The following is a 9,890-nucleotide window of genomic DNA, read 5'->3' on the forward strand; positions in this document are numbered from 1 at the left end:
CGTCGTGCGACTCAGAATATAGGTGATGGCGAGAGCGACGCCGACGCCCACCGCGACACGCCAGTCGTCGCCGATGATGAAGTCATACCAGAAGGCGCCGAACGCGCGGATCCTGGTGATCACGACAGGCCTTCCCGCCGTGCCGCCGCCGTGTCCTCGACGACGGGTGTGGGCTTGTCGCGGCGCCGGAACACGGCCACCAACGCCAGGGCGTACAGCGCGACCGCCGGGATGAGGACCAGGAGTGCGGCATCCGCGCCGGGCCAGTGCGCGCCCGCGCCTTCGGCACCCCAATACATGCCGAACGCCGTGAGCATGACCCCCACGACGAACTTCATGCTGTTCTCGGGCACCCGGGACAGCGGCGCCCGGACGGCACAACCCGCCACCGTCACCACCAGCACCGCCGCGATGGCCGCGAGCGCGGCCAGTCCGATGTTGTGCTGGTTGCTTCCGAAGGTCAACGCGATGAACACGACCTCGAGACCCTCGAGGAGAACACCCTTGAACGCCAGCGTGAACGCGTACCAGTCGGCGACGATGCCGCGGCGTCGGGTGCTGGCCTCCTGGGCAGCGATGAGCGTGGCCTGGTAGGCCGCCGCTTCATCGTGTAGGGCCTTGTTGCCGCTTGCCCGCAGGATGGCCTTACGCAGCCATTGCAGCCCGAAGATGAGGAGGACACCGCCGACGAACAAGCGCAAACCGCTCAACGGAATCACCGACACCGCGGGCCCGAGTACGGCGGCGATCAACACCAACGACAGCAATGCGGTGATCAAACCCGTTATGGCCGAACGCCAATCACGGGCGGTACCGGCGGCGAGAATGATGGTCAATGCCTCGACCGCTTCGACCAGGCACGCCAGAAACACCGCGATGAACAGTGCTGAGCCGCTCACAGGTGATCCCCTCACTGGATGTTGTCCGCTACCGCACCGCCACTCCACGCGGGCAATTAGATCGTAACAGCGGTTAGTTTCTGCCGGTAACGGGCGAGTTGGCGCGGTGAGCTCCCAACGGTTGAACCGTAGCGGTGGCCAGGCTGCGGACTCCGCGGGCAGCGTTACGGCTTCTTCAGCGTCGCTTCAGGCTCGTTTCCCTACGGTCGTGCCGTGACCGAGACAACGCGACCCAAGGGCGTCAACACCCGGCGGGCGATGCTGAGCAAGGTGCCCGAGATCACGGTGTGGTTCTGGATCATCAAGATCCTCTGCACCACGGTGGGTGAGAGCTTCGCCGACTGGATCAACATGACGTTGGGCCTCGGTCTCAACGCAACCGCCCTCATCTTCACGGTGGTACTCGTCGCGGTGCTGGGGTGGCAACTGCGCCTCCCCCGCTACGTGCCCTTCGTCTACTGGCTCACCGTCGTGGTGATCAGCGTGACGGGCACCCTGTACACCGACATCCTCACCGATGATCTGCACGTGCCGCTCGCCCTGAGCACGAGCGTGTTCGCGGCAGTTCTGGCCGTGGTCTTCGGCGTGTGGTGGGCGCGCGAGCGGACATTGTCGATCCACAGCATCGTCACGCTGCCGCGAGAGTGCTTCTACTGGCTGGCCATTCTGGTCACCTTCGCCCTGGGTACCGCAGCTGGTGACTGGATCCTGGAGCTCACCGGCTGGGGACCCGGTACGTCGGTGCTTCTGCCGGCCGGCCTGATCGTCGCGGTCGTGATCGGCTGGCGGCTGGGCGCCAATCCCGTGCTGTCGTTCTGGCTGGCCTACATCCTGACCCGCCCGCTGGGAGCAAACCTCGGCGATTGGCTGGGATTCCCGCCCGACCAACAGGGCCTCGGCTTGGGCACTGCGCTGACCAGCGTCATCTTCCTCACCGCGATCCTGGCCACGGTCGTCTACCTCACCGTTACGCGCAGCGACGTCATCGAAGAGCACGAACGGGCGAACACCCCCGCGGTCACCGCGCGCCCGGCCCGCGAGCGCGTCATGCACGGGTACTACGCCGTAATCGCCGTCGCCACAGGCACTCTGCTCGTTTGGGCCGCCGGCCAACCGCACTCCACCGCGGCCGCCAGCGAGGCGGAATCCGGCTCGTCGGTCACCGCGACCCTGGCCCCGGGGCAGTCGGCGACGGCGAAGTTCCCGCCGGTGGAGACGGCGAAGTTCCGCACCATTACCCAGGACACGCTCGCCAAGGTGCAGGCCGGCGACCAAGCGGGTGCGACGGCCCGGATCAAGGACCTCGAAACCGCTTGGGACGACGACCAGGGGACACTGCAACCCCTCGACGACACCGGCTGGACCGTGCTGGACGGTCAGATCGACGACGTCCTGACCGCGTTGCGGGCCAAGAGTCCCGACCCTGCCACCGAGAATCACGCACTCACCACACTGCTGACCTCGCTGCAGTGACACGACCGCCGATGCCACGCGTTGTGGGTTATCCGCCCGCACGACGACCGTGACTCAGTCACCAATCTCCATGTTCTGCCCTCAGGAGGTACGAAATGTCTGACACCGCCGAGCTTTCCGACACGCCGGCCGACGCGTCGCCCACACCCGCTGGAACTGCGCCACCGACGCACGCCGGATGGGCGGTCGCGACGCTGTTGTGCTTCTGGCCGCTGGCCTTCTCGGCGTTCACCCATGCATTCGACGTGTATCCCCTGTGGGCCAGTGGCGATGCCGCAGCCGCACAGCACGCCTCCGACCGGGTCCGTCGACTCGGCCAACTCTCGGTATGGATCGCCGCGGTTCTGGTGGTCATCACCGTTGTCCTATGCACCATCGCCGTGGTTGTGTTGATCGCCCACGGAGACTACGAAACACCGCGTCACGGCATGGAGCACGGCGGAGAACACATGGGCAGCGGCGACTAAGGACACCGGCCCGCGGCCCATGTCGACCGTGCGTCAAGCGGGCGGATCGGGGATCACCGCGGTGCAACGCACCGGCCCACCGCAACCACCAAGGAGATGTGCGATGAACGGCAGGGTCGGGGTCAGGGTCGACCAGCTTCGGGATGCGTCTTCGATCCAGCCGGCGACCCAGGGGCGGTCAGAGACGCATGGAAGTACTCCGACCAACTGTATTGAGCCCCAACCGAGGTCACACCAGTAGGTGCACCATCAGACCGCGGCGAGGACACCGGTGGACAGGGCAACTATGAGCACGCCGGCGAGCACCAGGCGGTAGCCGACGAAGTACGTGATCGGATGTCCGGAGACGAAGCGGAGCAGCCACGCGATGGAGGCGTATGCGACAGCGAAGCTCACCACCGTGGCGACGCCCGTCGCCAACCATCCCACACCACTGGCAATGTCACTGGCTGACGTTGCCGCTTCGTAACCGCCGGCCGCCACCAGGGCGGGTATCGACAAGAAGAACGACAACCGCGTTGCCGCAACACGGTTGAGGCCGACGAACAAGCCCCCGCTGATGGTCGCACCCGACCTCGACACACCGGGTATCAGCGCCACACACTGCAGGATGCCGATCACCAATGCATCGCGCAACGAAACTTGAGTTTCGGAGCGCCGTTGGGTTGCAACACGTTCGGCCAGGTACATCACCGCGCTCCAGGCGATCAGCGCTCCGGCGACCACCCACAGATTGCGCAGCGGGCCGGAAACGACGTCCCTGGCAAGGAAACCCACCACGCCGATGGGGATCGATCCGACGATCACCGCCCAAGCCAGCCGATACTCCGAGTCGGTTCGTGCTTGCTTGTTGCGGGTGCCCCGCACCCACACCGTTGCCAACGTCGTGATGTCGCGCCGGAAGTAGACGATCACCGCGAGGATCGCCCCAGTTTGAATGATCGCGGTGAACGCCGTGACCGCGGCATCACCCAGCGGCAGACCCATGAGTTTCTCGACGTGGTCAGATGCCCGGTGCTCGAGATCGGCAGGAACTCCGTAACGCCCTCGACGATCCCCAGCACTACGGCTTGGACGATGTTCACAGGGGATGCTCCTCATCGGTAGGTATTGGGCGCACGGCGCAGACACCACATCACACCGAGGCTGAAGAAGCGTTGAAGATCGAGCGCGAGGCACACGCCGTCTCCGCCGGGTTAGTGGCCTAGGGATCGTCAGCGGACGGGTGTCTACGAGTGGTCCGATGCGATCGCCCGACCGCTGGGCCGATCGGTGCGTGCGGCCCGCACCTCGACGGCATCCTCGACCAATTCCGTAGGCATGTCGACGATCACCGTGGTGGCGGGACGAGGACGGGCGTCGGTCACGCCCTCGTCGATCAGGATCGCCGCCATCGCGACCATCGCGTAGGCGAGGGCGGCGCACAGCAGGATCTTCGTCATACGGCGCCCGCCACGCGCAGCCTGGGAAGGGGCGCCATGGTCGGCGTCTTCGGCATGGTCACAGCTTGCCCAACGCGGCCAGTGGTGACCGTCGGGCGAAGCCGACCGTGCCGGCCGACACCGCGCCGATCGCGGCCACCGTGGTCACCGTGATGACGATCAGGTAGACCCACGGCACCGACAGCGCTGCGGGCGGCGGATCGAAGACGCCGGTGAGCACGCTGACGAGCATTCGCGACAACGCCCACCCCAATACGGCGGCACCGCCGAGCCCGCCGACGATCAACACTGTCGATTCTGACCAGACGAACGAACCGAGCTGGCCGCGGTTCGCGCCCAGCGCGTTGGCGATGGCGAAGCCTCGCCGGCGTTCGGTGAGCCCCAGCGCGAGAACGAGCGCGCCGGCCGCGGCGGCCAGACACAGTCCGAACCCCAGCTCGATGCGGGTGAGCCCGGCCAGGTTGACCGCTGTCAGGCTGGAGCCGACGTTGCCCCGGGCGGTGGCGATGTCGGTGACGGTCGCTGACGTCCCGAGCAGCGCGCGGATGCGGGCGGCGACCGCGCCGCTATCGCGTCCCCCCGTGTCGACCAGGAAGGCGCCGACGGCGTCGGTGCCCGTTCGTTGGGCGACGTATCCGGCGTTGGCGACGAAGAAGCTGTCCTTGGGCGCGGTCGGAAACTCGGTGACCACTCCGACGTACCGGAAGGGGACGGTGCTCAGCTGGTGGGTGGTGGCGTTCGGCATTCTGAGGTTGACCGTGTCGCCGACCACCAGCTGGAAGTCGCTGACGGTTTCCGCGCTGACCAGAATCGAATCCGGCTGGGATGCCAGCGTGTTCATCAACGATCTGACCGTGCCGCCCTGGAAGTAACTGTCCTGCAACGCGGTAACGTTGCCGATGCTGGCTGGGTTCACCCCGTAGAGGTCCTGGAGGTCGCCTCCGATGTAGGCGAACCGGTGCTGGATCGGTTCCACCGTCCGCACACCGCTGACAGCGGCGAGGAGTTTCGCCCCGCCGGGCCGGACGGCCGCCCCTGGGGCTTCGGTGACGGTCACGTCGGCGCCGTTGGTGAGTTGCGCGTCGACCTCGGCCTGCGCCTGATAGGTGGCATTGAACGTCGCCGTGGATCCGGCGAAGGCCGCCGTCAGTGCCAGGAGCACGATCGCGCGGGCCAGCGGTGCCCGCTGCCGGGCCAGGGATTGGGAGAGGACGCGTGACAGCGGGCCGGCGACCGGTGTCAGCAGTACGGCGACTGCACGGCGGCCCCGCACCAGCACGAGGTCGGCCAGCCTCCAGATGAAGAGCGCACCGCCGATCCACAGCAGGGCCGGGGCGACGAACGCCCAGTAGGAGACCGATATCGACGGGACGCCTTCTGGGGCGAGGACGATCTGGTAGCCCGAGCGGCCGGCCAACCAGAACAATAGGCCCGAGGTGACGAGCAAGACGATGTCGACGCCGAACCGGGTCCATCTCGGGGCGTGGGTTCGTCGTACCTCGATGCGTGCATTGGCGACGGTGACGCGGCGCAGGTCTCGCCATGCCGGCACCAGCACGGCTGCGGCGGCGATCGCCAGACCGACGGCGACGGATGCCACTGCCCAACTGACGGCGGCCGCAGTGTCTGCCCCGAAGCTGGGGGATCCGAAGCTGGCCAGGCCGATCAGTGCCGAGGAGGCCAGACCCACGGCACTGCCGAGGACGCCGACCACGATCGTCTCGGCCGTCGAGAGCCAGACCAGCTTGCTGGTGGTCGCGCCGCGGGCGCGCAACAATGCCTGCTCGCGGCGGCGCCGCGGCGCTCCCGCGTCGACCACCGTGGCGGTCAACAGCGCCGCCACGACGGCTGCGGGCAGACCGAGGAAGAGGAAGAGCACGCGGGCGTAGGCGGCATCGCCGCGGGCGGCGTCGAGCGCGGCGGCGAGGTTGTCACCGATTAGCGCGGAGCCGGCGCTACGTGCTTCGAGGTTGTGCGCGGCGGCGGTGACCTGGGTGTAGGCGGCGGCCGGATCGCTCGGCAACGCGTGATCGAGGGCGGTGTGGACCTGGGTGCTGACCAGATCGGGGCGCGCGGTCGCCAATGGGTCGAAGACGGTGTGCCACCGTGCTTCGTCGAGAATCAGCACGTTGTCCGGTGGCGCGGCGGGCTGTGCACCCGGCGGTGCGCCGACCTTCTGAAACAGCGAGTTCGCCTGTGGGAGTTCCACTACGCCGTCGACGACGACGTCGATTGCCGGCATGCCGGAACGGGCGATGGTGATGGTGTCGCCCGGCGCCGCATTGAGGTTGGCTGCGGTTTGTTGGGCGATGAGGACACCACGATCGGTGCCGGCGAGGGTGCGTAGGACGGCCGGCCAGGTGTCGCGGTAGGTCGTTGGGATGCCCAATACCGTTGCGGGGCCGGTTGTTCGGATGCTTCCCGCGCCGGTGGCGCTGAGCCCGGACGACCGTGCGTAACCAACCGGCGATGCCGCCAGCACGTGCGGGGCCGTCCGCACCGTGTCCAGCACGGTGGGTGTCGAGCCGTTCGGTTGGACTTCGACTTGCCAGTCGACGGCGACCGCACCGGCCGCGCGGGCGGTCATCGCGCTCTGCGCGGCGGCCAGGAAACTGCCGAGGCAGGCGAGCAGCGCCACCGCCGCGGCGACGCCAGCTGCGGTACCCAGGAGCCGGCCCGGTTGGCGGCGGATCAGGCCGAGCGTCCACGTCGCGATCATGGCGTGTTCGGTCCGGCCGTCGTGTCGACGTCGAGGTAGCCGTCGCGCATCGTCCAGTGTTCGGTGAGCCGCGCGGCCACCAGTGGGTCGTGGGTGGCGATCATCAGCGCGGCTCCGATGGTTGTCGCGGTGTCCAGTAGAGCGGTGATGACCCGGTCCGCGTTGTGGTGATCGAGCTGCCCGGTGGGTTCGTCGGCCAGGATCAGTGCGGGACGGGTTGCCACGACTCGGGCAACCGCGACCCGCTGTGATTGGCCGCCGGACAGTTCGTCGGGAAGCCTGGCCGCCGATTCGCGCATACCGACCAGGTCGAGGGCGGCCAGCGCGCGCTCGCGGGCGCTGAGTTCATCCTGTCCTGCGAACAGCATTGGCAGGGCAACGTTTTCAACGACGTCGAAGCTGGGCAGCAGGCTCGGACCCTGGAACACCACGCCGACGCCATTGGGCCGACCCAGGCGGTCGGCGTGCAGTCCGGGCCAGCGCACCGTGCCAGCCGTTGGCGCATCGATTCCGGCGATCACGTGGATCAAGGTGGACTTCCCCGAACCGGACGGGCCGGTCAGCGCGATGCGCGCCGAGACCGGTATGCGGCAGTTCACCAACCTCAGAGCGTGTACCGCGGTGGAACCGGAACCGAAGGACCTCGTCGCGTCGACGCATTCGGCGACGGTCGGTGCCGTCACCCCGGTGTCGAGGTCCGGTCGGGTGGTCGTCACCAGCGAGCCTTCCCGTCATCGAGGCGTAAGACCCGGGTCGCGGCAGCGGCGACGGCTGAGCTGTGGCTGGCCACGACGACGGCGGTGCCTCGGTGCGTCACGGCGATCAGGAGGTCGAGCACATGGGCTTCGGTGGCGCTGTCGAGTTCACCGGTGGGTTCGTCGGCCAGGAGCACCGTCGGAGAGTTGGCGAGCGCGACGGCGAGCCCGGCCCGGGCAAGTTCCCCGCCAGAGAGTTGATTCGGGTATGCCCCGCTGCGATCCTGCAGACCGAGCATCCCCAGCAGGTCCGGGGCATCGGTGGATGGGCAGCCTGCCAGCGACCGCACCAGTGCCAGATTCTGCGCGACGCTGAGGTGCTCGGCGAGGTTCGCACTCTGGAACAGCATGCCGACGTGGCGTGCCCTGATCCTGGCACGGTCACTCTCTGTGCGGTGACTGATCCGCTGCCCGGCGATGCGCACGATGCCGCCGTCGGGGTCGTCCATCCCGGCCAGGCACGACAACAACGTGGATTTCCCCGAGCCGGACGGTCCGGTGACGGCCACCAGGTCACCGGACTCGACCCGAAGGGACACCCCCTGCAGGGCCAGGGTTTCCTCGTCACCGGCGCGGTAGAAGCGATACAGCGAACGGGCTTCCAACGGACAGGGCGACACCGGTTCGACCGCTACAGCCACTGTAGTGAATCGGTGATGGTGCGCCACGGATCGACGTTGTCGGCTCCGAGCGGGCCGGATAGCGTCAGGATCACCTCATGGCCGTCCCGCCAGAATTCGTATCGCTCGACGGCGTCGACGCCGCTCTTGCCGGTCACCTCGTTGGGTGGCGACGTGGCCTGGTAGGTGACCAGAATGACCGGACCGGACTTGCGTTGGACCACCGCGATCGCCCCGAATCGGTAACCCGGACTGGCTGATTGGACCGCGGGCAATTCCTGCTGCCGAATCATGTCCGGGGTGAGTGGCACCAGCGCCGGTTGCATCTCGATGCGCACCGCATTGAGTTTGTCGGTGAAGACGGTCGCCACGCCGTCGGTGGTCTGCGCCCAACCCTCCGGGACCGACACGGTGAACAACTTCGTGGCCGGCGTGTAGGGCACGTAGACCTGGGTATCGGGGATGTCGCCGGCCGGATTGTTCTCGGGTGCAGCCGTTCCCGAGGCTGCGCTTGCCGTAGACGCACCGGAAGTGGTGCTGGTGGTGCTGGCGCCGCATCCGGCGAGCACACCCACAGTAGCCACGGCCGCAACCACGAGGGATGTCAAGTTTCGAGCGGTCTTCACGAGTTCCTCTCCGACGGCGTGAGCCATTCAGCGGTGTCAGGGATGCCGCAGCAGCACTTCGGGGTTGAGCAAAGTCATGTCAGCCTCACCGGCACAGTCTGGCAATGTCCTGCTGAAGGGATGCTGAACGCGCGTCGCGTTCGTGCTGGCACTTCATGGTGTACTGGATCGGAGGCGATGGGAGAGATGGGCGATGCGCGTGCTGGTGATCGAGGACGAGGTGCACCTCGCGGAGATGATTCGTCGCGGTCTGGCCGAAGAGGGCTTCGTGGTCGACGTCGAACATCGCGGCGACGAAGGCTTCGAGACCGCGGTCGGCGACGCTTACGACGCGATCGTGCTCGACATCATGATCCCGGGGAAGAGTGGTTATGAGATCGTCCGGGGCATGCGGGCCCAAGGCGTGTGGACGCCGGTGTTGATGCTGTCGGCGAAGGACGGCGAGTACGACCTGGCCGATGCGTTCGACTTGGGCGCCGACGACTATCTGATCAAACCGTTTTCGTTCGTGGTGCTGATCGCGCGGCTTCGGGCGCTGATACGCCGCGGAGCACCGGAACGCCCCGCCGTCTTGACCGTCGGTGACCTCGAACTGGACCCGGCGCGCCACCGCGTTACGCGTGCAGGGGCGGAACTGGCGCTGACGCCGCGGGAGTACAGCGTCCTGGAGTTCCTGATGCGCCACCGCGGCACTGTCGTCACCAAGGCCGAGATCGTCCGGTCGGTGTGGGACACGAACTTCGACGGTGATGACAACATCGTCGAGGTCTACATCGGCTACCTGCGGCGCAAGATCACCTCACCGCTCTCCGGTCACGGTATCGAGACGATTCGTGGTGTCGGATACCGTATCGTCGACGGCTAGTGGCAAACGGACGACGAAACGCGC

The 9,890-nt window shown here is 67.2% G+C and carries 9 protein-coding genes and 1 pseudogene; 3 read left to right on the forward strand and 7 right to left on the reverse strand.

Going from position 1 to position 9,890, the window contains the following annotated elements; genetic code table 11:
- Window positions 1–119: 119 nt before the first annotated feature.
- Window positions 120–899 (reverse strand): COG4280 domain-containing protein, encoded by a 780-nt coding sequence (locus tag QOC69_RS27255; protein ID WP_526445551.1) that lies wholly within the window; start codon window positions 897–899, stop codon window positions 120–122.
- A 213-nt stretch (window positions 900–1,112) separates the two neighbouring features.
- On the opposite strand from QOC69_RS27255, the gene QOC69_RS27260 reads away from it, so the two are divergent.
- Together QOC69_RS27260 and QOC69_RS27265 are read left to right on the forward strand one after the other, a co-directional pair.
- On the forward strand, window positions 1,113–2,372 hold the full coding sequence (locus QOC69_RS27260) for a COG4705 family protein (RefSeq protein ID WP_526445553.1): 1,260 nt from the start codon (window positions 1,113–1,115) through the stop codon (window positions 2,370–2,372).
- A gap of 95 nt (window positions 2,373–2,467) precedes the next feature.
- A complete protein-coding gene (locus QOC69_RS27265; RefSeq protein ID WP_526445555.1) occupies window positions 2,468–2,839 on the forward strand; it encodes a CD225/dispanin family protein in 372 nt (123 codons plus the stop codon).
- Window positions 2,840–3,088: 249 nt separating this feature from the next.
- Here the strand turns inward: QOC69_RS27265 and QOC69_RS27270 are convergent.
- The 6 genes and pseudogenes from QOC69_RS27270 to QOC69_RS27295 form a co-directional block, all read right to left on the reverse strand.
- Window positions 3,089–3,924: pseudogene (locus QOC69_RS27270) on the reverse strand (undecaprenyl-diphosphate phosphatase).
- A 144-nt stretch (window positions 3,925–4,068) separates the two neighbouring features.
- Window positions 4,069–4,281, reverse strand: coding sequence for a hypothetical protein (locus tag QOC69_RS27275; RefSeq protein ID WP_526445557.1), 213 nt, complete (start codon window positions 4,279–4,281; stop codon window positions 4,069–4,071).
- A gap of 58 nt (window positions 4,282–4,339) precedes the next feature.
- Window positions 4,340–7,000: an FtsX-like permease family protein gene (locus QOC69_RS27280; protein ID WP_526445559.1), complete on the reverse strand. Its 2,661-nt coding sequence runs from the start codon at window positions 6,998–7,000 to the stop codon at window positions 4,340–4,342.
- Window positions 6,997–7,716 carry an ABC transporter ATP-binding protein gene (locus QOC69_RS27285; protein ID WP_526445561.1) on the reverse strand — a complete coding sequence of 240 codons (720 nt, stop codon included), beginning with the start codon at window positions 7,714–7,716 and terminating at the stop codon, window positions 6,997–6,999. The genes QOC69_RS27280 and QOC69_RS27285 overlap by 4 nt, the downstream gene beginning before the upstream one ends.
- Window positions 7,713–8,396, reverse strand: a complete 684-nt coding sequence (locus QOC69_RS27290; RefSeq protein WP_526445563.1) for an ABC transporter ATP-binding protein — start codon at window positions 8,394–8,396, stop codon at window positions 7,713–7,715. Before QOC69_RS27290 ends, QOC69_RS27285 begins: the two co-directional genes overlap by 4 nt.
- A complete protein-coding gene (locus tag QOC69_RS27295; protein ID WP_526445565.1) occupies window positions 8,387–8,959 on the reverse strand; it encodes a hypothetical protein in 573 nt (190 codons plus the stop codon). Before QOC69_RS27295 ends, QOC69_RS27290 begins: the two co-directional genes overlap by 10 nt.
- Window positions 8,960–9,194: 235 nt before the next feature.
- On the opposite strand from QOC69_RS27295, the gene QOC69_RS27300 reads away from it, so the two are divergent.
- The gene (locus QOC69_RS27300; protein ID WP_526445567.1) at window positions 9,195–9,866 is read left to right on the forward strand and encodes a response regulator transcription factor; all 672 of its coding nucleotides are present in this window, start codon (window positions 9,195–9,197) and stop codon (window positions 9,864–9,866) included.
- Window positions 9,867–9,890 lie beyond the last annotated feature (24 nt).

The sequence above is a fragment of the Mycobacterium sp. genome (genome assembly GCF_032162105.1).
Classification (GTDB): domain Bacteria; phylum Actinomycetota; class Actinomycetes; order Mycobacteriales; family Mycobacteriaceae; genus Mycobacterium.

Bases quoted from the DNA above. Each gene is read 5' to 3' on its own strand.
- QOC69_RS27275 (WP_526445557.1), bottom strand. From the start codon at position 4,281: ATGACGAAGATCCTGCTGTGCGCCGCCCTCGCCTACGCGATGGTCGCG.
- QOC69_RS27280 (WP_526445559.1), bottom strand. From the start codon at position 7,000: ATGATCGCGACGTGGACGCTCGGCCTGATCCGCCGCCAACCGGGCCGG.
- QOC69_RS27265 (WP_526445555.1), top strand. From the start codon at position 2,468: ATGTCTGACACCGCCGAGCTTTCCGACACGCCGGCCGACGCGTCGCCC.
- QOC69_RS27300 (WP_526445567.1), top strand. From the start codon at position 9,195: ATGCGCGTGCTGGTGATCGAGGACGAGGTGCACCTCGCGGAGATGATT.